General features: G+C 65.1%; 21 protein-coding genes. 7 read left to right on the forward strand and 14 right to left on the reverse strand.

The window, feature by feature from the left end:
• Positions 1–32 precede the first annotated feature (32 nt).
• Entirely contained in the window at positions 33–722 is a 690-nt protein-coding gene (locus FJW10_RS06195; protein ID WP_140899164.1) for an SDR family NAD(P)-dependent oxidoreductase, read from the reverse strand.
• A 191-nt stretch (positions 723–913) separates the two neighbouring features.
• On the opposite strand from FJW10_RS06195, the gene FJW10_RS06200 reads away from it, so the two are divergent.
• Positions 914–2029, forward strand: a complete 1116-nt coding sequence (locus tag FJW10_RS06200) for an anhydro-N-acetylmuramic acid kinase (protein WP_140899166.1) — start codon at positions 914–916, stop codon at positions 2027–2029.
• Here the strand turns inward: FJW10_RS06200 and FJW10_RS06205 are convergent, their stop codons facing one another.
• Positions 2030–2455, reverse strand: a complete 426-nt coding sequence (locus FJW10_RS06205; protein WP_140899168.1) for a GNAT family N-acetyltransferase — start codon at positions 2453–2455, stop codon at positions 2030–2032.
• Between the two features lie 95 nt (positions 2456–2550).
• Positions 2551–3735 carry an MFS transporter gene (locus FJW10_RS06210; protein ID WP_140899170.1) on the reverse strand — a complete coding sequence of 395 codons (1185 nt, stop codon included), beginning with the start codon at positions 3733–3735 and terminating at the stop codon, positions 2551–2553.
• Between the two features lie 48 nt (positions 3736–3783).
• On the opposite strand from FJW10_RS06210, the gene FJW10_RS06215 reads away from it, so the two are divergent.
• Positions 3784–4323: an Lrp/AsnC family transcriptional regulator gene (locus tag FJW10_RS06215; protein ID WP_140834984.1), complete on the forward strand. Its 540-nt coding sequence runs from the start codon at positions 3784–3786 to the stop codon at positions 4321–4323.
• Here the strand turns inward: FJW10_RS06215 and FJW10_RS06220 are convergent.
• Both FJW10_RS06220 and FJW10_RS06225 read right to left on the reverse strand, forming a co-directional pair.
• Positions 4320–4823 carry a hypothetical protein gene (locus FJW10_RS06220; RefSeq protein ID WP_140899171.1) on the reverse strand — a complete coding sequence of 168 codons (504 nt, stop codon included), beginning with the start codon at positions 4821–4823 and terminating at the stop codon, positions 4320–4322. The two genes, FJW10_RS06215 and FJW10_RS06220, sit on opposite strands and share 4 nt — an antisense overlap.
• Positions 4824–4917: 94 nt before the next feature.
• Complete coding sequence (locus FJW10_RS06225; RefSeq protein WP_140899173.1) at positions 4918–5745, reverse strand: class I SAM-dependent methyltransferase; 828 nt, start codon at positions 5743–5745, stop codon at positions 4918–4920.
• Between the two features lie 84 nt (positions 5746–5829).
• Here FJW10_RS06225 and FJW10_RS06230 point away from each other — a divergent pair, with 84 nt between their 5' ends.
• Complete coding sequence (locus FJW10_RS06230; protein WP_140899175.1) at positions 5830–6810, forward strand: LysR family transcriptional regulator; 981 nt, start codon at positions 5830–5832, stop codon at positions 6808–6810.
• Between the two features lie 48 nt (positions 6811–6858).
• On the opposite strand, the gene FJW10_RS06235 is transcribed toward FJW10_RS06230, so the two are convergent.
• The gene (locus FJW10_RS06235; RefSeq protein WP_140899177.1) at positions 6859–7695 is read right to left on the reverse strand and encodes a helix-turn-helix transcriptional regulator; all 837 of its coding nucleotides are present in this window, start codon (positions 7693–7695) and stop codon (positions 6859–6861) included.
• A 98-nt stretch (positions 7696–7793) separates the two neighbouring features.
• On the opposite strand from FJW10_RS06235, the gene FJW10_RS06240 reads away from it, so the two are divergent.
• Positions 7794–8696 (forward strand): SDR family oxidoreductase, encoded by a 903-nt coding sequence (locus FJW10_RS06240; RefSeq protein ID WP_140899178.1) that lies wholly within the window; start codon positions 7794–7796, stop codon positions 8694–8696.
• A gap of 150 nt (positions 8697–8846) precedes the next feature.
• Here FJW10_RS06240 and FJW10_RS06245 read toward each other — a convergent pair whose 3' ends face one another.
• The gene (locus tag FJW10_RS06245) at positions 8847–9116 is read right to left on the reverse strand and encodes a hypothetical protein (protein ID WP_246674127.1); all 270 of its coding nucleotides are present in this window, start codon (positions 9114–9116) and stop codon (positions 8847–8849) included.
• Positions 9117–9378: 262 nt separating this feature from the next.
• Here FJW10_RS06245 and hutH point away from each other — a divergent pair, with 262 nt between their 5' ends.
• Positions 9379–10875 carry a histidine ammonia-lyase gene (gene hutH, locus FJW10_RS06250; RefSeq protein ID WP_140899180.1) on the forward strand — a complete coding sequence of 499 codons (1497 nt, stop codon included), beginning with the start codon at positions 9379–9381 and terminating at the stop codon, positions 10873–10875.
• A gap of 133 nt (positions 10876–11008) precedes the next feature.
• Here hutH and FJW10_RS06255 read toward each other — a convergent pair whose 3' ends face one another.
• Positions 11009–11905 carry a LysR family transcriptional regulator gene (locus tag FJW10_RS06255; protein WP_140899182.1) on the reverse strand — a complete coding sequence of 299 codons (897 nt, stop codon included), beginning with the start codon at positions 11903–11905 and terminating at the stop codon, positions 11009–11011.
• Between the two features lie 259 nt (positions 11906–12164).
• On the opposite strand from FJW10_RS06255, the gene FJW10_RS06260 reads away from it, so the two are divergent.
• Together FJW10_RS06260 and FJW10_RS06265 are read left to right on the forward strand one after the other, a co-directional pair.
• Entirely contained in the window at positions 12165–12899 is a 735-nt protein-coding gene (locus FJW10_RS06260; RefSeq protein ID WP_140899184.1) for an SDR family oxidoreductase, read from the forward strand.
• Between the two features lie 171 nt (positions 12900–13070).
• Positions 13071–13673, forward strand: a complete 603-nt coding sequence (locus FJW10_RS06265; protein WP_281405114.1) for an NADPH-dependent F420 reductase — start codon at positions 13071–13073, stop codon at positions 13671–13673.
• A 312-nt stretch (positions 13674–13985) separates the two neighbouring features.
• Here the strand turns inward: FJW10_RS06265 and FJW10_RS06270 are convergent, their stop codons facing one another.
• The 6 genes from FJW10_RS06270 to FJW10_RS06295 all read right to left on the reverse strand — a co-directional run bounded on the left by FJW10_RS06270 (position 13986) and on the right by FJW10_RS06295 (position 24281).
• Positions 13986–15527: a proline/glycine betaine ABC transporter permease gene (locus FJW10_RS06270; protein ID WP_210239783.1), complete on the reverse strand. Its 1542-nt coding sequence runs from the start codon at positions 15525–15527 to the stop codon at positions 13986–13988.
• Entirely contained in the window at positions 15524–16612 is a 1089-nt protein-coding gene (locus FJW10_RS06275; protein WP_348639750.1) for a betaine/proline/choline family ABC transporter ATP-binding protein, read from the reverse strand. Before FJW10_RS06275 ends, FJW10_RS06270 begins: the two co-directional genes overlap by 4 nt.
• A 79-nt stretch (positions 16613–16691) precedes the next feature.
• A complete protein-coding gene (locus FJW10_RS06280; protein WP_140834975.1) occupies positions 16692–17654 on the reverse strand; it encodes a glycine betaine ABC transporter substrate-binding protein in 963 nt (320 codons plus the stop codon).
• A gap of 140 nt (positions 17655–17794) precedes the next feature.
• Complete coding sequence (locus FJW10_RS06285) at positions 17795–19354, reverse strand: trimethylamine methyltransferase family protein (protein WP_140899187.1); 1560 nt, start codon at positions 19352–19354, stop codon at positions 17795–17797.
• A gap of 17 nt (positions 19355–19371) precedes the next feature.
• The gene (locus tag FJW10_RS06290; protein WP_140899189.1) at positions 19372–21831 is read right to left on the reverse strand and encodes an FAD-dependent oxidoreductase; all 2460 of its coding nucleotides are present in this window, start codon (positions 21829–21831) and stop codon (positions 19372–19374) included.
• Positions 21828–24281 (reverse strand): FAD-dependent oxidoreductase, encoded by a 2454-nt coding sequence (locus FJW10_RS06295; RefSeq protein WP_140899191.1) that lies wholly within the window; start codon positions 24279–24281, stop codon positions 21828–21830. The genes FJW10_RS06290 and FJW10_RS06295 overlap by 4 nt, the downstream gene beginning before the upstream one ends.
• Positions 24282–24295: the final 14 nt, after the last annotated feature.

A 24295-nucleotide genomic window follows, 5' to 3' on the forward strand; every position in this document is an offset into this window, starting at 1 on the left:
GCGTGTTACTGTACGTTTCGTACAATGGGCCGTCAGAACGTCTCGACCCACGGCCTCAACTCGACCTCGAAGCTCCAGGCGCTGCGATGCTGGCGATGGACGGCGAGATAGGTCTCGGCGATCGCGTCGGGCGAGAGGCGGCGCTCCGGACGGTCGGGTTCGGGCGCCTGTCCGGCCGGCTCGATCTGGCCGTCGATGATGAAATGCGCGACGTGGATGTTCTTCGGCGAAAGCTCGCGCGCCATCGATTGCGCCAGCCCGCGCAGGCCGAATTTCGGCATAGCGAAACCGGCAGAACCGGGAAACCCCTTGAGGCTTGCCGTGGCGCCGGTGAACAGGATCGAGCCGGAGCCGCGCGCAAGAAGTCGGCGCACCGCCTGCTGGCCGACCAGGAAGCCGCCATAGGCGCCGACGAGCAGGGCTTGCTTGACCGCGTCGGGATCGAGCTCGGCGATCGGGCCGCGCGTGCGGCCGCTGGCGTTGAAGACGGCAATTTCGAGCGGGCCTTCCTTGTCGGCCGCCTCGAACAGGCGCTCGACGGAAGCCGCGTCCGACACGTCGGTTTCCACGGCTTGCGCGCCGGTTTCCTTGACCAGCGCCGCTAACTTGTCGACGTTACGCGCGGCAAGGACGATGCGGAACCCCTCCTTGGCTAGAAGCCGCGCCAGCGAGGCGCTTAGCCCGGAGCCGGCGCCCGCGATCACCGCAACATTGGCTGCCATGACGTTTCCTCCTTGAGGTACCTCGAGATATCGAACCCGCAGGCTCGCCCCTTTGGCGACAAGAGGCAAGAACGTGGCTGCTCGATTTTCGCCATTTGGCGCAAAAGGCGACCTGGAAGGGCGCGGCGAAAGACTTGCCTGCGGGGCTGATCCATCCGACACGTGGATGAAGGACGATTCGAGGAACGACCATGGAACCAATCTGGGCCGTCGGCCTGATGACCGGCACGGTGCTCGACGGCAATATCGACGTGGCGCTGATCAAGACCGATGGCGAGCGCATCGCCGATACCGGCACGTACACGCTGGCCCCCTACCCGCAGTCGATCCGCACCTTGCTCGAAGAGACGTTGCGCCAGGCGCGCGCCTGGAATTTCGAGGGACCGGAGCCGGCGATCTTTCGCGAAGCCGAGGAGGCGCTGACGCGCGCGCAGTCCGCTGCGGTCAGTGACCTGGTCGAGAGCCAGGGGATGAGCATGGCCGATATCGGCATCGTCGGCTTCCACGGCCAGACCGTGCTGCATCGCGCGCCGCAGCCGGGACGGATCGGCTGCACGCGGCAGCTTGGCGACGGCGAGCTGATGGCCTCGCTGCTTGGCACCAGGGTCGCCTATGATTTCCGCTCGGCCGATGTCGCGGCCGGCGGGCAAGGCGCGCCTTTGGCCGCAGCCTATCATGCCGCGTTGCTCAAAGAGGCGGACGCCAGCGGCGACACCGCCGTGCTCAATCTCGGCGGTGTCGGCAACATCACCTGGTGGGACGGCAAGGACGATATCGCCGCCTTCGACACCGGCCCGGCCAATGCGCCGGTCAACGATTTCATCAAGTCGAAAGGCCTCGGCGAGATGGACCGAGACGGCAAGCTGGCGGCTGCCGGCAAGGTCGATGAGGAACGGCTCGCCCGGCTGCTGCAGCATCCGTATTTCACCAAACCCTATCCAAAATCGCTCGACCGCTTCGACTTCACCGCGGCGATGGCCGAGGGGCTCGGCGCGGAGGATGGCGCGGCGACACTGACGGCCTTCACCGTGTCGGCCGTCGGCAAGGCGCTCGACCTATTGCCGCGCCGGCCGAAGCGGCTGGTGGTCAGCGGCGGCGGCCGCCACAATCCGACGATGATGGCAATGCTCGAGAGCCGCGCCGGCGTCGAGGTCGTGCAGGCCGAGACGTTGGGCTGGAAGGGCGACGCGGTGGAGGCGGAGTGTTTTGCTTTCCTCGCCGTGCGCGTGCTGCGCGGCCTGCCGATCAGCTTTCCAAGCACCACCGGCGCGCCCGCACCGATGCGCGGCGGAAAGCTGGCTGGCTGATCAGGACGGCAGCTTCTTCTGCAGGAAGATGCGGCTGCGGCCGATGGGGAAGTCAGGCAGCGTGCCGAACGGCTGGTAGCCCTGACGCCGATAGACCTTTTCGGCGACCGGGTTGAAGGTGTCGATCCAGGCACGGTGACAACCGCGTGCGATGGCTTCCCGTTCGGCGGCGTCGAGCATGCCGGCGGCTGTGCGCCGGCCGCGCAATCTTTCGTCGACCCACAGCCATTGCACGTAGAGCCATCCCCAGGCGGTGTAGCCGGAAATGCCGGCGACGATGACACCATGGTCGTCGCGCACGATAACCGCCAGCGGCTTTCGACCTGACGCGCCGACATCGGCATCGTTGAAGGCGGTGAGGCTCCCGCTCAGGAAAGCGAGGTCCTGCGGCAAGGGCTCGGCAGTGATCTCGAGGCTCGTCTTCATCGGCTGCGACTCCGGTTCGCAAGCCAGCCTTAGAGCAATCCCAGGAAAAGTGCGAAACGGATTTCCGGCCGGAAGCGAAGAGTGAGGCAGGCCTGTTATCGAGGACCAGCCGGCCGCCACGCCGCGGCGCCCGCCGCAACCAGCATCAGTCCCGCGGCGATCAGGGCGCAGTTGGCGAAGCCGAGGATCGTGTAGAGCGGGCCGAAGCCGGCGGTGCCGACGGTGACGGCAAGATAGGTGACCGCGCTGTTCAGGCCCATGATGGTGCCGCGCCGCGACGGGTCGAGCGCGGTGAGGCGCATGACCAGCACGTTCAGCCCGAAATGGTTGGCGAGACCCCAGACGGCGATCGACGCAAGCAGCAGGCCGAAGCCGGTGCTTGCCAAGGCGATCGCGACATAGACGGCGGCGACCAGCAGATAGGCGAACGGCATGACACGGCGCGCGCCGAGCCGGTCGATGACGCCATCGAGCAAAGCGGCCGCGCCGAAGCCGAGACCGTAGGCGACGGCGGCCAGGCCGTTGGCGCTGACCGGCTCGCCGAGGGCTTCATGAAGATGGTCGCCGAGATAGCCGTAGACGCCGTAGAAGGCGGTCATGAAGGCGCCGCAAGCAATGAGCAGCGGCAGGATGCCGGGAACGGCGAGCGCGCCGAGCGGCGACGGCGCGGGGCCGCTTTTCCTGATGTCGTGCAGCGAACTCAACGCCAGACCGGCAACGGCCGCTCCCGCGAGAAGCGCGACGGCCGCGAAGACGGCACGCCAATGGATGAGATCGGCAATCACGGCCGACAGCGACACACCGGCGACCATCGAAAGCGTCCAGCCGGTCAGCACCACCCCGATGGTACCGCTCTCGCGGCCGGGCGGCGCGATCGCGGCCGAGCTGGCATAGATCGCCGGCATGGCGATACCGGCGGCAATGCCGGCAACGAGTTGGGCGGCCACCAACATCGTCACAGTCGGCGCCAACGCGCTGGCAACCAGCGCGATGGCCAGCAAGAGCAATGCGCCCTGCAGCATGCGGCGCGCGCCGATCCGGTCGATGTAGCGGGCAAGGAAGAGCGCGCTGGCCGACGTGCCGAGGCCGAAGGCGGCGGCGGCCGTCATAACCGCCGGCACGCTGGCGCCGAACGATGCCGCAACGGCCGGCGCGATCGGTCCCAGAACCAGCGAATTGGAGCCGATGACGGCGATGCAGCCCGTCAGCAGATAGGCGGCGGCCGGGATCGGCGCGCGCGGCGCCGCCGTCAAAATTGCTGATTGATCACTGTTCGACATATTATCATAATGGCCGAATTTAATTCCGCATCAATGGAGAATTTCCATATGGACACAGAAACAGATGACATTCAGCGGAACAAGCATCCGGCCCGTGATCTCGACCCGATCGACCGAAAGATATTAGGCGTTCTCGTCGAGGACGCGACCATCAGCTATGCCGATCTCGGCGAGCGCGTCGGCCTGTCGCCGCCGGCGGCGCATGAGCGGGTCAAGCGGCTGAAGCGCAGCGGCGCCATCCGCGCCACATCGGCGATCATCGATCCGAGGGCGGTGAAGAAGCCGCTGCTGGCCTTCGTGCATATCGACACAAGGGGCTGGGGCAAGACGCCGGAGCTGATGGCGGTCTCCAAATATCCGGAGGTCGAGGAGATCCACACGGTCGCCGGCGACACCTGCATGCTGCTCAAGGTGCGCACCGAGGACACGCGCGCGCTCGAAGGCCTGCTGGCCCGCCTCTACGATACGCCCGGCGTCACCTCGACGCGCAGCTATGTCGTGCTGTCGACCTATCTCGAGCGTCCGGTGCAACCGGAGATCACGAGCGAATGGCCGGCGCCTAAGCATATGGCAACGCCTATGTATTAGGCCGGTGCACGCTGATGGCGCCTGGAACGCGCCAGCAGGTAGAAAGCCGCGACATGCGTGATCATCAAAAGCGGCACGTAGAGGATCGGGATCGCGTAGGTAGCGCCCAACTGGCCCGCATGGCCGGGAAGGTCGAGCATAACGCCGTGATAGTAGTCGCCGACAAGGTCGACCACGCCCACGACATTGTAGGCGACGACGAGTGGCCAGAAGATCGCGGGCCTCGCGACCGCGAACAGCGCCAGCATGGCGAGCAGGCCGGTCGCGAAGTCGCCATAGGCGGCAAAACCGGTAAAGCCACCGGGCAAGTCCGGTCCGGTGACGCCCGGAACGAGGAAGACGAGGCCGAAGAAGCGGAAGCTGTGCAGCGTTGCGATGGCGCGCTGCGCCTCAATCGGCTCCATCGACCTCAGCCTTGGCCAGATATAGGCGGCGAAGCAAAGCAGCCACGGCACGTAGCCGAGCCCGAGATGGATGTTGAAGATCATCGCTGGTGTCATTTTCGCCTCCCCTCAATATTGGTTTTCGCAATTCCGGACGGAAGGCTGCGGCGAAGCCCCGAGCCTGACCGCTGACCACTTTTCCGGGAATTGCTCAGTTGACCGGAACGGCCTCGAATACCGCCGTGAGGATGCCCAGCCGTCCCTCCATGAGGTTGCGTCCGAGATTGGTGGCGAGTTCCGCGAAACCCTGGCCCATGACGACCCCTAGATTGAGCGAAGGCGGCGGGCCGGAGGCGCGGAGTTCGGCGAACCAGGCCTTGGCGGCAGCCGTGTCGTCACGGCGGACAAGCGTGCCGAAGCCGGCGGCTTCAATCGCCTCGCAGGTCGCTTCGGCCTCCAGCAGGAAGCTTTCGCCGGGCGTCTTCGCCCATGGAACCGGATAAAGCGGATCGCCGCCGTTCAGCACGACATCGAAGGTGGCCAATTTGCCGCCCGGCTTCAGCACCCGCCTGATCTCGCGGTAGAGCCGCGGCCGGTCGGCGATGTTCATCGCCACATGCTGCAAGAGCGCGGCGTCGAAGCGGCCATCCTCGAAGGGAAGCGACAAAGCGCTGCCGGCTTCGAACGACACGTTGCCGGCCTGCCCGGTTCGCGCTGTCAGATAGCGCGCGGCCTCGACGAAGGGTTCGCTGAGATCGATACCGGTCACCGCGCAGCCATATGTCGCCTCCAGCAAGCGAGCCGGCCCGCCGACGCCAGACCCGACGTCGAGCACCGACATGTCGGCGGTGATGACGGCAAGATTGGCGAGCTCCGCTGTCGCGGCCAGCCCGCGGGTGTGGAACTGGTCGAGGGTCGCCAGCTGTTCGGGCTTCAGCCGCTGTTGCTCAGGCCCAAACACCGCCAGCGCGGTCTTCAACCGATCGGTCAGGCCGGTCGCGCGATAGTGATCGCGCACGCGATCGAATTCATCGGTCATTGCCACTTCCTTTCAGGCTCCCAGGTCACGCAAGAAATACGGCCGCTTTCTGCCGGCAACTATCCGCGATAATGTCGATGGGTCATGAAGCAGAACTTCACAGTCAGGCATGGCGCGCTCGATGGTGTCGAGGTGTTTTTGAGTGTGGCCAAGCACCGCAATTTCCGCAAGGCGGCGGCCGAGCTCGCCGTCACTCCGTCGGCGATCAGCCAGGCGATACGAACGCTCGAGGCGCGCATCGGCGCCGCGCTCTTCATCCGCACCACGCGCAGCGTCGGCCTGACGGAAGCAGGCGAGCGCTTTTTCGCGCGTGCCCGGCCCGCTTTCGAGGAACTGATCGCGGCAAGCGAGATCGCGCGCGGGATGGGTCAGCGGCCGGCCGGGCTCCTGCGTCTTTCGGTGCCGCCGGCCGTGGTGCCGGTGCTGCTGGAGCCTCTGATCGCCTCTTTCTGCCAGGCCTATCCCGAGATCGAGCTGGAGATCGTCGCCAGCGGTGAGCTGGCCGATCTCGCCGCCGAAGGATTCGATGCCGGCATCCGCATGGGCGATCTGATCGCGCCCGACATGGTCGCGGTCCGGCTGACGCCCCCCTTCCCGATGGTGGTCGCCGGCAGTCCCGATTATTTGCGCCGGCGCGCGATGCCGGAGCGCATCGAGGATTTGCGCGACCATGCCTGCCTGCGCCTGCGCCGCTCGAACGGCTCGGTCGCGCCCTGGTCCTTTGTCGACGGCAACAAGGCAGTCGAGGCAATCGTCTCGGGACCGCTCATCGCGCATGACTATCCGTCGCTGCTCGGCGCGGCCATCCAGGGTGTCGGGCTGGCGCAGGTGCCAGGCCCGATCGCCGAAGCGCCGATCGCCGACGGGCGCTTGCAGGCGCTGCTTAGCCGCTTCGCGGTGACCACGCCGGGCATCTTTCTCTATTATCCGGAAAGGCACCAGGTGCTGCCCAAGCTGCGCGCCTTCATCGACCATATCCGGCAGCCGGGCGCCGCTGACGTCCCCCGAAGCGATCGGGCAGGCGGCGGCAAAGCTGACGCTTCGAAGGTCCGTGAAGGCGGTTGAGCCAGGCAATAAGCCGCTCGACCGCGGCGCCGAGGGGAGCGGCCTCCATCATTCTGCGGCGCGAGATGCGATCAGTGATCTAATACGTTCTGCATCCGCCTGCGTGGCCGGATTGTAGACGATCATGCCGAGTTCCGGGCGGCCATCGATCGCAAAGACGGAGAACTCCAGCTCGATCAGCCCGATCTCGGGATGCCGCAGGCGTTTCACGCCCTCGCCGTGGGCCGGCACGATGTCGTTGTCGCGCCACAGCGCCTCGAATTCCGGACTGATCCGGCAAAGCTCTTCGACGAGTTGGGTGATTTCCGCGCCTGCGCCCGCCCTCGTGGCATCGGCCCTGAACGACCCGACCACGAAGCGCGCCACACTCTCCCAATCGTCCTGCGCGTCGCGCACGCGCGAGTTGCCGAACATCAGGCGAAGGATGTTGCGCTGCTCGCGCGCCAGCTTGGAATAGTCGGTAAGCATCGCGGCCGCGGCACGGTTCCAGGCAACCACGTCCCATGTCGCGGTCTTGATGATCGCCGGGCTGGGGTCCAAAGCGTCAAGGACGCGCTGCAGGCGCGGCGTCACGCTGTCGATGTTTCTGTAGCGGACCTCCGGCGGCCGGCCGAGACCCAGCATGAACAGATGCTCGCGTTCGGGCTCGGTCAGCATCAGCCCGGTCGCGATGCGGTTGAGCACGTCCGCCGAGGGCGCGCCGCCCCGCCCCTGCTCCAGCCAGGTGTACCAGGTCGGGCTGATATTCGCGCGCTGTGCCACTTCTTCGCGGCGCAGCCCCTGCGTGCGCCGCCGCCCCGTGGCGAAGCCGAAGGCGGCGGGATCGAGGCGCATGCGGCGGTCCCGGAGAAAGGTGCCCAGCTTGTTGGCCGTCTCGGCTGGCATTGCGATCCTGTTGGCTATTATACCATGATAAAGTCACTACTTTAACAGAATGAGTTATAGCGCAAATAAGGCCTCCGAACAACAAGCGGAGATCTCCCATGCGTGTATTCCTCACCGGCGCTACCGGCTTCATCGGTTCCAGAATCGTGCCTGAGCTCCTCGCCGCGGGCCATCAAGTGCTCGGCCTGACCCGCTCCGATGCCGGCGCGCAGTCGCTTGTCGCCGCAGGCGCCGAGCCCCATCGCGGCGACATCGAAGACCTCGACAGCCTGCGCGACGGCGCAGCGAAGTCGGATGCGGTGATCCACACCGCCTTCGACCACAATTTCTCGAATTTCGTCGCGAATTGCGAGAAGGACAAGCGCGTGATCGAAGCGCTGGGCGGGGCGCTCGCCGGGTCGGACCGGCTGCTCATCATCACGTCGGGTGTTGGCATGGGCTCCGCCGAACACGGACAGCCGGCGAGAGAAGACATCTTCAACACTGACCATCCCAATCCGCGTATTCTGTCCGAGCTTACCGGTGCGGCGATGGCCGAGAAGGGCGTCAAGGTATCGGTGGTGCGGCTGCCGCAGGTGCATGACAGGGTGAAGCAGGGCCTGATCACCCCGCTGATCGCACAGACGCGCGCCAAGGGCGCCTCGGCCTATCTTGGCGAGGGCCGCAACCGGTGGTCGGCGGCGCATGTGCTCGACGTCGCGAAACTTTACCGTCTGGCGCTGGACAAGCAGCAAGCCGGCGTGCGCTACAACGCCGTCGCCGAGGAAGGCATCGCCATGCGCGAGATCGCGGAAGTGATCGGCGCCGGCCTCGACGTGCCGGTGGTCTCGCTCTCGCAGGAAGAAGCGGCCGACCATTTCGGATGGCTTTCCATCTTCGCCGGTCTCGATATGCCGGCCTCGAGTGAATGGACGCGCGCGCAGCTCGGCTGGCAGCCGACCGGCCCCGGCCTGATCGCCGATCTCGAACGGATGGATTATTCGCAGGCGGCCGCGGCCTAGTTCAGCGAGCCGGCTGGACCGCCGTCTGCAGGAAGGCCATATCTCGTCAAGGACAGCCACCCAGCGACTCCGATAGGTTCGCGGCCACCACAAACGCAAAGGTAGCCGAGGCTTATCGAAAGCCGGCGCCGGAGGAACCGTCGGGGAACCCTACTTCCCGCAATAATGGTCGTTGATGTCGTTCACCGCATTCGCGTCCGGTCCGACGCGGTGATACGCGCAGGCGCCCGCCGCCGTGTTGGTCATCTGCTGATCGTAGTAGCGCGGCCCGCCGAACAGCGTCTCGATGATATCGTCGCTGGCCGGGATATAACGTTCCTGTTCGGTGACGCGGTGGCGATGTTCGCCAGCGGCAACCGGACCGGCCATCGCGGCTGCCGCGGCAAGCGTGAGCGCGGCGATTGCAAAATGTTTCGTCATGGCAGCGACCTTCTGGCAATTGGATCTGCAGCATATCCAAAATCGCCAGCAGAGCAAAAGTTCCCCGTTTGCCCGCCGCCGACTTCAAGGCGAGCGAGGCTCGGCCTGTTGTGACATCGGCGTCCGATTTTTCCCTGCCGTATCGCCAATCGAAGAAAGATAACGGCAGACGCGACGGCGGATTCCCGACAATGGCCGGCTCCGATGCCGGATATCGTGCATTCGTTCGGCCACTGCTCCCGAAGGCCAAGGAAATAGCCAGATGACAGCCAGAGTGATCGTCCTCGACGCCAAGCCGCTCGGCACGGAAGACGTCGCCGAGATCGCGCGACGCAATGCCCGGCTCGTGCTCGGCGAGGAAGCCATGCGCCGCATCCGCGCAAGCCGTGCCCTCATCGAGCATCTCACCCAGCTCGGCAAACCGCTTTACGGCGTCACAACCGGGCTCGGCGCCTGTGTCGACACGCCCCTCGCCCAGGCCGACCTGATCGCCTTCCAGCACAGCGTGCCGCTCAGCCACTCGATGGGCGCCGGGCCGTCGCTGCCGACCGAGGCGGTGCGGGCGCTGATGGTCGCGCGCATCTGCGGCATGGCCGCGGGCGGCACGGGCACGTCGGAGGGCGTCGTCATGGGCCTGGTCGCGGCGCTCAACGCAGGCGTTCATCCGGTCATTCCGAGCTGGGGATCGGTGGGTGCCGCGGACCTTGCGCCGCTCGGTCATCTGGCCAGAGCGCTGCGCGGCGACGGCGAGAGCGAATATCAGGGCAGGATTATGCCATCGACCGAGGCGCTCAAGCTCGCCGGGCTCGAACCGCTCGACCTGCGCGAGAAGGACGGCCACGCCATCATCGTCGCCAACAGCCTTTCAACCGGAACGACCTGTCTCGCCCTCGAGGAGATCGCATGCCTGATCGACTGGTCGCTGGCGGCGGTGGCGCTGAATTACGAGGCATTCCGCTCGTCCCTCAAGGCCATCGACGAGGATGCGCTGGCAGCGCGGCCGGCCTTCGGCCAAGTCGAGATCGGCACGCGGCTGCGGACGGAGCTTTCGGGCAGTGGGCTGTGGCAGGAGAACGCCGCGCGACGCTTGCAGGATCCGCTCAGCTTCCGTTGCGTGCCGCAGGTGTGGGGCGGCCTGCTGCACGCCTATGAGCAGGCGAAGCTGGCGACGGAGATCGAGCTTGGCCATTCGGGCGACAATCCGGTCATCCTGCCGGAGGCTGAGCGGGTCGTCTCCAACGGCAATTTCGACCTGACCGCTTTCACGCTGACCTGGGAAAATCTCGGCCAGGCGCTGGCGCATTGCGCCGTCGGCACCGCCAACCGCTCGATGAAGCTGATGTCGCCGACGGTGGCGGAGCTGCCCCGGTTCCTGTCGGCCAAAGGCGGCAGCCGCCAGGGATATGCGGAACTGCAGAAGCCGGTCGCGGCGCTCGAAGCCGAGATCCGGCACCTTGCCAATCCGATGTCGCTCAGCCCCTTGGCCATCTCGGATGGCGTCGAGGACCAGTCGTCGATGGCGCCACGCGTGGTAGTCAAGACCGCCGCTATCATAGAACGCCTGCGCTATCTGGTGGCGATGGAACTGATCTTCGCCGCCACCGGCGTCGAGCTGCGCGGCGTGCTGGACAGCATGGGCGAAGGACCGCGGCGCAGCTATGAAGCCGTACGGGCGCTGGTCGCCCCGCTCGGCGACGACCGCGAAATGAGCGCCGACATGGCGCGGGTGGCGCGCATGGTGGCGGGGCCTCGGCTGTAGAGCTGGCCGACAGGCCCGCTAACAGCGCCGCGTCAGTCGGCCCGGACGTTTCGTCCGTTCGTAGACACCCTCGTTCGACGCAGCTCGGCTTCCGGCCGGATTGCGGCAAGCGTCGCCGGCTACCTGTCGCGCGTCAGTCCGGCGATAAGGACAGTCCCGCGAGAAGCGGCGCGTAGGCGGCGAGCCTGCGGGATACGAACTCGGTGAAGAGCCGCACGCGCTTCGTCTTGCGTGTCTCCCCCTGCGTGAGAAGCCAGAGCGTTCCGTACATGTGCAGGTCGGTACCCGGCACCCTTGCCAGCAGAGGGTCGGCATCTCCCACGAAGCACGGCAGCGTCGTCATCCCGAGCCCCTGCCGCACCGCGACGACCTGCGCCTCGGCATCCGTGACCCTGAACGGAACCTCGGCGGCGCGAACCTCACCCGAGTGGGCCCAGTCCGGGATTCCATGAATGCTTATGACGATCCATCGGATGGGATCAGGCGCGCCGGCATGCCACGCGGCCAGTCGATCGCGGGACATGTAGATACCGCCGAATACATCCGATCCCTTGAGGCCGTGAAGATTGAGCGGCAGGGTTTTGCGGTCGTAGACGACGCGGATCGCAACGTCGGCCTCTCGGTTGGTCAGATTTGCCAGCTCGCCGGACGACAAGATTTCCATCTCGATGTCCGGATACAGACGCGCGAAATCGGAGAAGTCCGGCATGAGCAGGTGTGTCGCCAGCGGCGGCGCCAGTGTCACCCGCAGTAAGCCGCGCACGCTCTGGTCGCGGCCAAGGACGCGCGTCTCCAGCTGGTGCGACAACACTTCCATCTGGTCGGCAAGCTCGAGGACCTCCTCCCCTGCAGCCGTCAGGCGATAACCCGAAGGCAGCTTCTCGAACATGTGCGCCCCAAGCCGCCCCTCGAGCTGAGCGACGCGTCGCAGCACGGTCGAGTGGTTCACTCCGAGGCGCTCGGCGGCAGCCCGCACCGAGCCTGCGCGCGCGACGGCGAGAAAGTAGCGAACGTCATCCCAGTCGATCATGGTGCAATCCAGCACCGCCGAGGTGCGCCTTCCAAAGCCCGCATCTAACAGCAGAACGGGCGGTCGTCATAGCCTAAGCGGAAAAGCACGGCCCAATTCCGAATGGCGGACAACCGATCGTCGTGGCTGGCGTCGGTCGACCAACCGGATCGATTTCGCACCACCGATGTGCGCGCTTCCGCACTCAACGCCAGACTGCGGCCGCCCCATCTTGAGGTTCTCGGGGCCTCCCCGAACGACCAAAAATGGAGCTTGGAAGGTGGGAAAGTTAGACGGTAAGGTTGCAGTCATCACGGGTGGATCGAGCGGCATGGCATTGGCGAGCGCCAAGCGGTTCGTTGAAGAAGGCGCCTACGTTTTCATCACGGGCCGGAAACAGGAGGCGCTCGACGAGGCCGCCAGGCTGATCGGCCGGAACGTGACCGGTGTGCGTGGCGACGCGGCCAATCTCGACGACCTCGACCGTCTGTTCGATACGGTCAAGCGGGAAAAGGGCAAGATCGACGTCCTGTACGCGAGCGCCGGCACGGGCGAAGCCGTCCCTCTGGGCGAGATCACCGAGCAGCACTTCGATGCGGCCTTCGGCCTGAATGCGCGCGGCACGCTGTTTGCGGTTCAGAAAGCGTTGCCGCTGTTCAACGATGGCGGATCGATCTTCATGACCGGGTCAGTTGCCTCGGTGAAAGGTTTTCCTGGTTACGGCGTGTATGCAGCGAGCAAGGCGGCGTTGCGCTCATTCGCACGCACTTGGCTCAACGAACTGAAGGGCAGGAATATCCGGGTGAACGTGCTGAGCCCGGGGCCGATCGCCACACCGATGCAGGACCAGGTTCTCACCGAGGAGGCGAAGCTGATGTTCGAATCCCTGATCCCGCGGGGAAAGATGGGGCGTCCCGAGGAAATTGCGGCGGTCGCGCTGTTTCTTGCTTCGGACGATTCCAGCTTCGTGAATGGGGTGGAGCTGTCTGTCGACGGCGGCTTTTCGGCCATCTGAATTCGCGGCTGATCGCGGGAATAGCGCGCCCATGGCGAAACGACTTCCGCGCTGAGCGATCGGCCCGGTCGTTCACGACGGGACGTCTCCGCGAAGGTCGCCACACAGCGGGACGGATAACCCAGCGCCTTTGAAGGCCTGGGAATCAACATCAACACGGATCGGAGAAGCATTATGAGCTATGCAATCGTAGGATTCGGTAAGGTAGGCCAGGCCCTCGCCCACGCCTTCGCCCGTAAAAACATCGACGTGACCGTCGCGAGCCGCCGGCCGCCCGAGGCGTTGGCGCCGCAGGCCCGGGCAATTGGGCCCACGGTCGTCGCCAAGTCGCTGCGGGAAGCGCTCGAGGCCGACACAATCATCCTGGCGGTCCCGTTCGGGGAGCATGGCGAGGTTGCGAAAGCCCTGCCGAGCTGGAAAGGCAAGACGGTCATCGACGCGATGAACGCGTTTCCCGTACCTGAAGAGCTGGACGGCCTGCCGTCCTCCGCCTTCGTCGCGAAGTCGTTCACCGGCGCCAAGTTCGTGAAAGGCTTCAATCACCTGATTGCGGCCACCCTGGCTGCCGATCCGGTCGTCGAGGGCGGCCACCGGGTCGTCTTTCTGTCGAGCGACGACGAGGAAGCGACCGCTCCCGTGGCGGCCTTGGCCAGACAGCTCGGGTTCGCACCCGTCAAGCTGGGAAGGCTCAACGAGGGTGGCGCGCTGGTGCACGCACGCGGCCGCGTCTGGGGCCAGCTCATCTTCCAGGATTTGTTCAAGAAGGAGCAGTAACCGATCTACGACCCGTCACTCGAGTTCGGCAGACTTCGCGCCAACGGGCTCACCGCCTGCGTCGCCTTCGGAACGATCGGTCATCGTGTCGTCATTGGTGAGCTGTCGGCACGCTGATGGGCTGAAACGTCGACAGCCATGCGGCTGAGCATCACAAAGTTCCGGATCTCAACCGGACTCGCCAGCAGTTGATCGAGCCGATCAAACAGCGGCTTCAGATGAGGCATCGCCGGATGCCGGTCGAGATCGTCCTTCGAGCGCCAGTTCTTGGCTTCGTTCCGAGAGTCCCGTCGTTACCCGGTCTTGTCGAAACTACTTGCCCGACTGCGACGCGTTGCCCTGGACGATGCGGTCGATCACCATCGCGCATAGCAGGATCGCAAAGCCTGCCAGAAGCCCCTGCCCCACGGCGGCGTATTGCAGCGCGTTCAGCACATCCTCGCCGAGGCCCTTGGCTCCGATCAGAGAGGCAATGACGACCATGGAAAGGCACATCAGGATGGTCTGGTTGATGCCGGCCATGATCGAGGGCTTGGCCAGCGGCAGGTCTACCCGTGTGAGGAGAAACCATCGCGTCGCGCCATAGGCCTGCGCGGCCTCGCGAATACTGGAGGGAACGCCCTGCAGGCCAAGCGCTGTCAGGCGCACGACGGGCGGCGTGCCGAAGATCAGCGTGGCAATGATGCCCGGCGGCTTGCCGATGCCGAAAAGCGCGATGACGGGGATCAGGTAAACGAAGGCCGGCATGGTCTGCATGAAATCCAGGACCGGACGGATGGCGGCATCGACGCGCGGCCGGCGTCCGCACCAGATGCCGAGCGGAATGCCGATCGCCAGACACAGGATCGCCGCCGTGCCGAGCAGCGCGACCGTGTCGAGGCTTTTTTCCCAGAAACCTAGCAGTGAAAGATAGGCAAGTGCCGCGCCGGTGAAGATGGCGACGCGGGGACCGGCGAGTTGCCAGGCAAGCAGCAAGATCAGCGCCATCGTCACCGGCCACGGCATGGCGGTGAGCGCATAGGCCAAGGCATCGAGGAAGCCGGACAGGCCGCGCGTGACGAGACTGAAGAACGTGTCACCCGACTGCGCGATCTGGTGCATCACGGTATCGAGCCCGGACGACAGCGCCGCCTGCCAACCCCTGTTCGATGGCGCCGCCGCCAGCCACGGCGCGGGCGCGGCCGTGGCAAAACGATAGGCCGTGAGCGCAAAAATCGCGACGCAGAAAAGCGTGGCAAATGACGCGAGCACGTGGTTGCGACCGCGATGAATGGTTCGATCCGAACGCCATCGGGTAAAACGGCGTTCAAGCATGCCGTTGGCAAGCAGCCCGCTGAGTGCGGCGCTCAGCAGCAGCGTGGCCAGGCCTGTTGCAAGGAAGCGTGGACCTTGCGCGCGCGCCGCCGTCGCGGCGGCCACGGCCTGGGTCGCGGCGCGCTCAAGAGCCTTTGCCGATTTATCCAGGCCATCGGCGTTGGCGGCGCCCGAATCCTTGGCGGCCTGCGCCTGCTTGGCTCGCCCCTCGGCCTGTTGCGTCAGACGCTCGGCCCGACTCTGCTCCGCGGCCCCCTGATTGCCGGAGGCGCCGATGCTGATCTGCGCGACGGCCGCGATGTGGAGCAGGAGCGTTATCCAGAACAGGAGCAGCAGGTTGCGCGAAGCCGCCCAGACGGGCCCCAAAAGTGCGGCGGCCGGGTTGAACGACCAGGCTCTTCCGGTTGCGTTCCTGATCCTTGCAAACGCGCGGACATAGTAGTCGGCAGCCTGGACCGCGAATTCGCGGGCGAGCGCGTCCTCCGACCCGACCCGAGGCTGGATCATCCCATCGGGACTTGGGGGCAGATGCGTGTTCACGCCGTGTCCGCCTTTCTCAAGCCGTTGAGGATCGACTGTCGGTCGACGATGCCGACAATGTTGCCTTTTGCGTCCTCGACGGCCAGCGGATCCGGCGAGGCCGCGGCGATGTCCACGAGGGTGGACAGAAGATCCTGCTCGGCGACCCTGCGCAATTTGTGCTCCTGCGGGCCAGCCTCGGCGACAGGCCGCATGATGCGCCGGGCGGTGATGACGTTGAGGCGCGGTATATCGGCGATAAACCTGGCGACATAGTCGTGCTTCGGCGCCGTGACCATCTCCTCCGGCGTGTCGGTCTGAATGATCACGCCGTCCTTCATGATGGCGATCCGGTCACCGATGCGGATCGCCTCGTCGAGGTCGTGGGTGATGAAGATCACCGTTTTGCCCATCGACTTGGAAAGCGCCACGAACTCGTCCTGAAGTTGCCGCCTGATCAGCGGATCGAGCGCGCTGAACGGCTCGTCCATCAGAAGGATCGCGGGATCGGCCGCGAGCGCGCGCGCCAGTCCGACACGCTGCTGCATGCCGCCGGAAAGCTCCTGGCAGTAGCGGTCCCCCCAACCCGACAGATTGACCTTCGCCAGTGCCGCTTCGGCGACGTCGAAGCGACGCTGCTTGGTCGCACCCTGGATTTCGAGCGGCAGCGCGACATTGTCGCGGACCGTGCGGTGAGGCAGAAGTCCGAAGCTCTGGAACACCATGCCGATCTTGCGCGAACGCAACGCCCGAAGCTCGGCCGGCGTCTTCGCCAGGATGTTCTCGCCATCGATGAAGATTTCGCCCGACGAAGGTTCAAGCAGGCGATTGATGTGGCGGATCAGCGTCGATTTTCCGCTGCCCGAAAGACCCATCACGCAAAAGATCTCGCCGCGGGCAACCGAAATGTCGATGCCGGCGACACCGACCACGCAGCCGAAGCGCTCGGCGACCTGCTGCTTGTCGAGCCCCTGGCTGCGGATGGCCGAGATGGCCTCGCGCTCGCGGGCGCCAAAAACCTTCCACACCGCCTTCATGACGATGGCGGCGTCCGAACCCTTCGCGGCGTCGCGCGAAAAGGAGGCCGGCGTATGCGCTTGCATCATCGCCCCCAACCTCCATGCGAAACGGCTTCGCGCATGGTCACCGCGAAGCCGTCACGACCAGGAGGTTTTGCCCTGTCGTTCAGTGGCCGAACCACTTCGAAACCGTTTCGGGATTCGCCTTGATCCAATCCTTCGCCACCTCGTCGGCAGGCTTCTTGTCCACGATGATGGAGTATGCCCATTTGCTCACATCGTCAGGATTGAACTGCATGCGTTCGAGCGCGGCGACGAGGTCCGGCTGGCGATCGGCCAAGGACGAGGCGTAGGCGATGTGAACGGTCGTCTTGGCATATGCCGACGATATCTTGGATTTTTCGAACCATTGCGGGTCTTCGTTTGCCTGGACCACGACGAACTTGGCCGCATCATACGCCGGCTCTTCGAGGAATTTCAGCTTGTAGCGGGCGAAATTTTGGTGCGGTCCGTAGCAATATCCAACCCAGGGCTTGTCCTGCTTGGCCGCGGTGTCGAGCGTGGCGTTCGAAATCGCCTCGTCGGTCGCCTCCAGGTTGAAGAAATCGGCAAAGCCGTAGTCCCGGGCGCGAACCTTCTCGATGTTGGTCGACTGCCAGCCCGGCGCTCCGATCCAAATGTTGCCCTTGCCGTCGCCGTCACGGTCGAAGATCTTGGCGTTGTCGGGATTGGCCAGATCCGAAACATTCTTGATGCCGAATTTGTCGTAGGTGACTTCTGTGACGCAATAGCCCTGCTGGGCTTCGTAGCTGTTCTCCGCCAGCTTAACCGATTTCTTGTCCTTGACGTATTTATCGACGAGACCCTGCTGGTTGGGAAGCCAGGTGTCCGGCCATATGTCGACCTCACCCTTGTTGCGGTCCATCGCTTCCCAGATCACCGGCACGGCGGTGGTGGTGACCGTCGATATCTGCAGGCCGAATTCCTGCTCCGCAGCAGCTTTGATGACATTCATCACCGCGGTAGCGGTCGCGTAGTTTGGATCGGGCATCGTGACGTCGGCCGAAAAAGCCGATGTCATCGAGCCCGCGAGCGCTATGGCCGATAGTCCGAGAAGATAAGGTTTCATGACGGATTCCCCAATCCTGATGTCTTTGTTGATCTTGGCATCAGGTTAGCGAAACGGGCAGGCAATCCATCCCTTATTCTTCTGCATTAGGAAAAACGATGACTCGCATAAGGTCTTGACGCGCAAAGTGCTTTTAACGCTCAGAAATAATCCTGGTCGGGCATGCTCTCCTTGCGCCTGGCGATGAAGGCCCGCAGTTCTTCATCGATCGCGGGGTCGAGGCCGGGGTCCGCATAGTCGCTCAGAAGCTTCTTCCACTGGCGATTGGCGCGCTGGGCGGCATCCAGTCCGCCCTCGGAATTCCACTGCTCGAACGAATTGTTGTCGCTGATCGTCGAGCGGTAGAAGGCCGACAGGAAATTCGACTGCGTATGGGCGCTGCCGAGGAAATGAGACCCCGGCCCGACTTCCTCGATGGCTTCCATAGCTTGCGCATTCACCGACAGATCGATGCCTTCGAACAGGCTCATCACCTTGCCGCAAAGATCGGCATCGATGATGGTCTTCTCGAAGCCGGTGACGAGCCCTCCTTCCAGCCATCCCGTCGCGTGGTTGATGACGTTGGCGCCGGCGAGAAGCGACATCAGCAGACCCCACGTCCCCTCCTGCTCCGCCTGCGCGTCGGGCAGCTTGGATGCGGAGAGCGTGCCGACGGTGTGGAACGGAACCCCGAGCCTTCGCGCCAGCTGGCCCGCCGCCAGAACCATCTTTGCCGCTTCCGGCGTGCCGAAAGTCGGCGCGCCGCTTTGCATGGAGATGGTGCTGGCGAAGCTCCCCATCAGACAGGGTGCTCCCGGATTGATGAGCTGGACGAGCGAAAGACACGCGAGCGCCTCGGCCAGCACCTGCGCCAGCGTGCCGGCGACGGTGCAGGGGCTCATCGCGCCGGCGAGCGTCCATGGCGTGCAGGCGACCGGCTGGTTGTTGCGCGCGTAGACCTTGAGCGAGCCCGACATATTGGCGTCGAGCACCAGCGGCGCGTTGGTGTTGCTGACGTTGTAGAGCACGGCGTTCTCCGCAACGAACGCCTCGCCGAAGACGATCTTGGCGATATCGACCGCGTCTTGCGCCCGCATGGAGCCGATGAACGCTCCCATGAAAGGGCGGTCCGAGTAGCGCACATGCGTGTAGAGCATGTCCAGATGGCGCTTGTTCGCCGGGAGGTCGACCGGTTCGCACACCACACCTCCGGAATGGTGCAGGTACGGGATCATCTGGTGGATCCGCACCAAGTCGCGGAAGTCGTTCAGCGTCGCATAGCGACGGCCCCGGTCGAGATCGTGCACGAAGGGCGGGCCCCAGGATGGGCAAAGCACCGTGTTGTCGCCGCCGATCACGACGGTGTTGGCCGGATTGCGGGCATGCTGCTTGAACTGTTGCGGCGCGGTCGCGCGAATGAGCTTGCGGCACATGCCGGGCTCGAAGCGGACGCGCGTTCCCTTCACATCGGCTCCGGCGGCGCGGAAGAGATCGAGGATTTCCGAATCGTCATGGAATTCCATGCCGACCTCCTTGAGCAGGCGGTCGGCATTGGCCTCGATCAGGCTCAGCCCCTCCTCGTCGAGAATGTTGAACGTCCCGATCCGGCGGCTGAGGTAGGGACGACGCGGTTCTTGCGCGCCGCGTTGCACGAGACGCGCGGCGCGGCCACGAGTGCGGGCTGGGGGTGCTGCCTCGCCAGGTGTGACGACATCTTCCATAGTGCCTCTCCAGAGGTTCAAAGCGACGTCGCGGGTTGCAAGCGATCCATCCCGCGCAGCCGCAGATTTCGCGGATCGTACGGAGCTTCTTCCAGCTCTCGGGCCGCGAGTTCGTTGCCGAGGATCGATACGCCGAACGCACGTTCGGATATTCCCGGCCTGAGATAGGCGAGCGCCAGCACCTTGCTCGTGCGAAAGCCATAGCCCCCGCTGGTGATGACGCCGACGGGCCAGCCATCGCTCAGGACGGCGTGGCCGTGGAACGGAAGCCGTTCGCCATCGTCCTCGATCTCCAGGAGCGCCATCCGCCAAGGATGCGCCTTCTGGCGCTCGAGCATGGCATCGCGGCCGACGAAGGAACGTCCGTCCGCCTTGACCAAGGCGCTCAGGCCGGCCTCGAGCGGCGTACGCTCGGTCGTGAGGTCCGCGCCCCAGCCGCGATAACCCTTCTCCAGCCGCATGAAGTTCAAGGCATAGACGCCGAAGGGACGCAGGCCGTGTTTCGCCCCCGCCATGGCGATCGTCTCGTAGAGCCGCCGGAACTGCGCTAACTGGACATGCAGTTCCCATCCCGGCTCGCCGGCGTAGGACACCCGAAGCGCCGTCACCTTGATGCCTGCGATCCTGATCGTCTGCGCCGACAGCCACGGGAAGGCCGCGTTCGAGAAATCGACCTCGCTGACCGCCTGCAGGATCTCGGCCGCGTTCGGCCCCATGACGCCCAGCACACCCCGCCTCTCGGTGATGTTCTCGATGACGACGCCCGGAAACGATGCCGACCGGGCGCGAAGCAGGTCCTCGTCATGCCGTTCAGCCAGCGCGGCGCTGGTCAGGTAGAAACGGTGCTGCTCGAGCCGCGTGACCGTGAACTCGGACGCGACACCGCCTCTCTCGGTCAGAACGTGAATGAGGCCGAGGCGGCCGAGGCGCGACGGCGGCGTGTTGGCGCCCAGGGAAGCCATGAAGGCTTCGGCGTCCGGCCCGCTCACCTCGAACTTCGAGAACGCCGAAAGGTCGATGACGCCCGCGCTGTCGCGCACGGCAAGGCATTCCCCTTTTACCGCGCCAAGCCAGCCCGGGCGTTTGAACGTCAGCGGCGGGTCGCGGTCGATGCTCGCTGTCGCGAACCAGTTGGGCCGCTCCCAGCCATAGGCGGCGCCCAGCACCGCGCCTTGCGACAATTGGATATCGAGCGCCGGCGTGGTGCGGCGCGGACGCCCCGCCTCACGTTCCTCGTAAGGGTAGTGGACGCCGAACTGCAGGCCGAAGCATTCCACCGCCTTGTCGACGCGATAGTCGCGGTCGGCGTAGTTGCCGAAGCGCCGGGGATCGATGGCCAGCGCATCGCGCGGCGGCTCGCCGTCGACGATCCAGTCGGCGAGGAAGGCGCCGGCTCCGCCACCTTCCATCACACCCATGCTCGACCCCGTCAGAAGCCAGCCGTTCCTGAGGCCGAAAGCCGGGCCTACCAGCGGATTGGCATCCGGCGTGAAGGTGATCGGACCGTTGACCACGGTCTTGATGCCGGCATTGGCGAGCGCCGGCACGCGCTCCATCGCCAGCGCGATGATGTGCTCGACGCGGTCGAGGTCGGGGGGCAGCAGCTCCATTCCGAACTCGGGCGGCACACCGTCGATCGCCCATGGATGAGCCGCCTTCTCGTAAGGCCCGACGATGTAGCCATCCCGCTCCTGCCGCAGATACCAGCTTTCCTCCGGATCGCGGATGATCGGCAGTTCCTTTTCACCGGCCGCGATGCGCGCGGCAATTTCAGGCACGGTATCGGTGACGACGTATTGATGCAGCATCGGCACGACGGGCAAGTCGATGCCCATCATCGTGCCGACCTCGCGGCACCAGGTGCCGGCGGCGTTCACCACATGCTCCGCCCTGATATCGCCTTGCGCGGTGCGGACCAGCCACTCGTCCGAAGCCGTGCGCTCTATCGACAGCACAGGATTGTGCCGGACGATTTCTGCGCCGCGCGAACGCGCGCCCGCAGCCATCGCGTTGGTGGCCAATGTCGGATCGACATGCCCGTCATTCGGCTCATGGAAGGCGCCCAGTATGCCGTCGGTTTCGCAGAGCGGATATATTTTCTTCAGCTCGGCCGGCGTCAGGATGTTGAAGTCATGGCCGACGAAGCGGCCAAGGCCCTGCGCATGACGGAACTCGGCCATTCGCTCCGGCGATCGCGTCACGCGCAGGGCGCCGCTTGCATGGAAGCCGGTCGGCAGGCCGGTTTCGGCCGTCAGCACCTCGCGGTAGAGCCGCACGGAATGAGCGCGCATCTCCATGATCGTGGCGTTGTGGGCGAAGTGCGTGCAAAGCCCGGCGGCGTGCCAGGTCGAGCCCGCGGTCAGCTCCTGCCGCTCGACAAGCATTACGTCGCTCCAGCCCCGCTTGGCGAGGTGATAGAGAAGGGAAACCCCCATGGCGCCGCCGCCGATCACGACGACGCGGGCATGCTGTCTCATAATGTCTCCTGTTGGCCGCGCATTCTGCCGCCGGTTGGATCGTAGGGTGGTCTTTCGAGAAGCTTCAGGCCGAAGCGCTGCCCGGCGACCGCAATCTCGAAATTCGATGCGGCCAATTGCTGCTTGGTCTCGCCCGGGTCGCACGCGACATAACCGAGACAGAGGCTCAGACCCGTGCGAAAACCGAAGCCGCCCGAGGTGGTCAGTCCGCCGAACTCGCCGTCCCGATAGATGGGCTCGTCATGCAGCAGAAGCGGATTGGCACCTTCGACCGCGAAATGCAGCAGTCGTCGTCCAAAGCCCTTCGCCTTGCGCGCTTCGAGGGCTTCACGGCCGATGAAATCGCCCTTCGTCCAGGAGACGGCAAAGCCCAGTCCCGCCTCGATCGGCGTCTCCTTCGGCCCGATATCATGGCCCCAGTGCCGATAACCCTTTTCCAGCCGGCAGCCGTCCAGCGCATAATGGCCGCAAAAGACCACCTCATGCGCCCTGCCGGCTTCCCGGATGGTCGACAGCAGGCTTTCGGCGCATTCGACGGGAGCGTAGAGCTCATAGCCAAGCTCGCCGACGAAGCTGACCCGTGTGGCCCGTACATCGACCATGCCGATGTCGATGCGCCGTGAGGTCGAGAAGGGAAAGGCCGCTTCCGACAAGTCCGCGTCGGTCAGTTGCTGCAGCAATTCGCGGGAGCGTGGCCCCATGACGCCGAGGACCGCTTCGGCCGAGGTGGCGTCGAACACCGAGACGTCGACACCGAGATCGCTGGCATGCCTGGCAATCCAGGCGAAATCCTTCTGCCGGGTGGCCGCGCCGGAGACGATCCTGAAAGCGGTCTCGCCGCAACGCGTGACCGTGACGTCGGCCTCGATCCCACCATGACGGTTGAGCATCTGCGTGTAAACCGCCCTGCCCTCCGCTACGTCGACATTGTTGGCCGCAAGCAGTTGCAGCAATTTCGCCGCATCCCGCCCGGTGACATCGAGCTTCGTGAACGGGGAAAGCTCGAACAGACCGACGCCGCTTGCCATGGCCACCGCCTCGCGTTCAGCCGCCGGCCACCAGTGCTGCCTGCCGAAGGTGTAACGCGGCTCGCGCTCGACTTCATTGTGGGCATACCAGAGCGGTCGTTCCCAGCCGGTCGGCGCGCCGAAGACTGCCCCGACCCCGGCTAGCATGCCGTGCCACGCCGAACGGCGCAGCCCACGTCCGGCACTGGACTGCTTGTAGGGCCAATGCATACGGAAGAGGTCGGCGACCGATTCCTCCATGCGCACCTGCACGAAGGCGCGGGACGCGGCGCTGCGGTCGAACCGCGCGATATCGAGCGGCCACAGATCGAGACCCGGCTCCCCGTCGACGATCCATTCGGCCATCGCCTTGCCGGCGCCGGCAGACGACATCATGCCCGTCGAATTGAATCCGGCGGCGACGAAGAAGCCCCGGAGATAGGGCGACTCGCCCATCAGCGGCTGGGTGTCCGGCGTAAAACTCTCCGGCCCGTTCATGAAGTAGCGGATGCCTGTTTCGGCAAGTGCGGGAAAGAGCCGCAACCCGGCCGACATGAAGGGTTCGAACTGGTCCCAGTCTTCCGGCAATTCAAGGAAGGGCCTGTCGCCAGCCGGGCCGGTGACGTCGAGGACCTTGGCGTTCGGCTCGAAGCCGCCAAGCACCAGCTTGCCGGAATCGCCCTTGACGTAGATGCCCTCGTCCAGGTCGCGCACGATCGGGAAAGGATTGGGCAACCCGGTCACCGGTTCTGTCACCACATACATATGTTCGGCCGCCTGCAGCGGCACCGGCACGCCGGCCATGGCCCCGATCTGCCTTGCCCAGGCGCCGGCGCAGTTCACCGCAACCTCGCAACGGATCGTCCTGCCAGAGGCGAGCTTGACGCCGGCGACGCGGCCTTTCTCGATCACGAAGCCGCTGCAGGCCGTTCCTTCCAGGATGCGGATCCCGGCGGCGCGTGCCCGCCTGGCATAAGCCGCGCAGATATCGACCGGATTGGCCTGCCCGTCTTCCTCGACCCAAAGCGCGCCCGCGAGCCCGTCCAGCGCAATTCCTGGAACTCGCTCGCCGACGACATCCGCTCCAACGATCCCCACCTGGAGACCACAGACATCACCCATATGCGCGATGCGTTTGAGCTCGCTCATCCGCTCTTCCCGACGCGCCAGCCAGACTCCACCGGTTTGCCGGTAGCCTGAGGTTTGGCCGGTCAACGCTTCGAGCTTCGGGAACAGTTCGGTCGCGTATTGCGCCAGGCGCGTCAGGTTGAGCGTTGCCCTGAGCGGCCCCACGATCCCGGCCGCATGCCAGGAGGTGCCGCTCGTCAACTGGTTGCGCTCGATGAGAACGACATCGGTAACGCCAAGCTCGGCAAGGTGATAGGCGACACTCAAGCCGATCACGCCGCCGCCTATGATAACGATCCGAGCGTCTTGCTTCACCGATGCGATACCCT

It is taken from the genome of Mesorhizobium sp. B4-1-1, assembly GCF_006439375.1.
In the GTDB taxonomy this organism is placed as follows: Bacteria; Pseudomonadota; Alphaproteobacteria; order Rhizobiales; family Rhizobiaceae; genus Mesorhizobium.

What these genes read in the sequence shown, in the direction of transcription:
- FJW10_RS06195 (WP_140899164.1), bottom strand. Translation starts at nt 722, where the DNA reads ATGGCAGCCAATGTTGCGGTGATCGCGGGCGCCGGCTCCGGGCTAAGC.
- FJW10_RS06200 (WP_140899166.1), top strand. Translation starts at nt 914, where the DNA reads ATGGAACCAATCTGGGCCGTCGGCCTGATGACCGGCACGGTGCTCGAC.
- FJW10_RS06205 (WP_140899168.1), bottom strand. Translation starts at nt 2,455, where the DNA reads ATGAAGACGAGCCTCGAGATCACTGCCGAGCCCTTGCCGCAGGACCTC.
- FJW10_RS06210 (WP_140899170.1), bottom strand. Translation starts at nt 3,735, where the DNA reads ATGTCGAACAGTGATCAATCAGCAATTTTGACGGCGGCGCCGCGCGCG.
- FJW10_RS06215 (WP_140834984.1), top strand. Translation starts at nt 3,784, where the DNA reads ATGGACACAGAAACAGATGACATTCAGCGGAACAAGCATCCGGCCCGT.
- FJW10_RS06220 (WP_140899171.1), bottom strand. Translation starts at nt 4,823, where the DNA reads ATGACACCAGCGATGATCTTCAACATCCATCTCGGGCTCGGCTACGTG.
- FJW10_RS06225 (WP_140899173.1), bottom strand. Translation starts at nt 5,745, where the DNA reads ATGACCGATGAATTCGATCGCGTGCGCGATCACTATCGCGCGACCGGC.
- FJW10_RS06230 (WP_140899175.1), top strand. Translation starts at nt 5,830, where the DNA reads ATGAAGCAGAACTTCACAGTCAGGCATGGCGCGCTCGATGGTGTCGAG.
- FJW10_RS06235 (WP_140899177.1), bottom strand. Translation starts at nt 7,695, where the DNA reads ATGCCAGCCGAGACGGCCAACAAGCTGGGCACCTTTCTCCGGGACCGC.
- FJW10_RS06240 (WP_140899178.1), top strand. Translation starts at nt 7,794, where the DNA reads ATGCGTGTATTCCTCACCGGCGCTACCGGCTTCATCGGTTCCAGAATC.
- FJW10_RS06245 (WP_246674127.1), bottom strand. Translation starts at nt 9,116, where the DNA reads ATGACGAAACATTTTGCAATCGCCGCGCTCACGCTTGCCGCGGCAGCC.
- hutH (WP_140899180.1), top strand. Translation starts at nt 9,379, where the DNA reads ATGACAGCCAGAGTGATCGTCCTCGACGCCAAGCCGCTCGGCACGGAA.
- FJW10_RS06255 (WP_140899182.1), bottom strand. Translation starts at nt 11,905, where the DNA reads ATGATCGACTGGGATGACGTTCGCTACTTTCTCGCCGTCGCGCGCGCA.
- FJW10_RS06275 (WP_348639750.1), bottom strand. Translation starts at nt 16,612, where the DNA reads ATGATGCAAGCGCATACGCCGGCCTCCTTTTCGCGCGACGCCGCGAAG.
- FJW10_RS06280 (WP_140834975.1), bottom strand. Translation starts at nt 17,654, where the DNA reads ATGAAACCTTATCTTCTCGGACTATCGGCCATAGCGCTCGCGGGCTCG.
- FJW10_RS06285 (WP_140899187.1), bottom strand. Translation starts at nt 19,354, where the DNA reads ATGGAAGATGTCGTCACACCTGGCGAGGCAGCACCCCCAGCCCGCACT.
- FJW10_RS06290 (WP_140899189.1), bottom strand. Translation starts at nt 21,831, where the DNA reads ATGAGACAGCATGCCCGCGTCGTCGTGATCGGCGGCGGCGCCATGGGG.